The sequence below is a fragment of the Vibrio sp. 10N.222.49.C9 genome (genome assembly GCF_041474985.1).
In the GTDB taxonomy this organism is placed as follows: domain Bacteria; phylum Pseudomonadota; class Gammaproteobacteria; order Enterobacterales; family Vibrionaceae; genus Vibrio; species Vibrio crassostreae_C.
Map to the genome: position 1 here is coordinate 1 of NZ_JBFRVD010000298.1, position 584 is coordinate 584.

Here is a 584-nt window from a genome sequence, read left to right on the forward strand (position 1 = left end):
AGAAAGGGAATTTCTTCTCGCTCTAGGTCTGCTGGTTCTCCTGCAATCTCAAGGGTTCGCGCTAGGGTTTCGGCGGAAGTTTGATTGAGCATGAAGTTAGTAACTGGTTTTTTGGCGATCAGCAGGGCTTCTTGGAAGGTCACATCCTCATTGATGTATGGGGTGTAAGCATTCTCATAGATGTCATTTCCAACAGGTCGCATTATCAGTAGCGTCATAGCCAGAGCAATACCTACCAAGATTTGGTTAGGAGGGCTCTGTTGCAGGCCTAGTGCTTGTCGAAGCAGGGAAAAAACTATGATGAAGCGCGCGAAAGAGGTGCACATCAAAAGCGCTGTAGGAATAAATCCGATCAGCGTCATCATGATTAAGATTTGTATCTTTGCGCTGTATTCCTGACCTGTGTCGGTGGTGGTAACAGTGAGTACGCTCAATCCATCATTTGCAAAGGATGGAAAGGCTGCAAAGAGCCCCCCGAAAATCAGGGGGAGTAGCAATAGTAGTTTACGCATTGTTAACCAGTTTTGTGATACGAACACCGTAAGTGCCATTTTCTTCAACGATTTGGCCGTAAGCTTTCGTTG

The 584-nt window shown here is 46.2% G+C and carries 1 protein-coding gene; it reads right to left on the reverse strand.

The annotated features are described in order from the left end of the window. Positions 1-551 (reverse strand): flagellar biosynthetic protein FliP (locus tag AB4585_RS23220; RefSeq protein WP_372171144.1); only part of this gene is annotated, 551 nt, incomplete at its 3' end. Positions 552-584 lie beyond the last annotated feature (33 nt).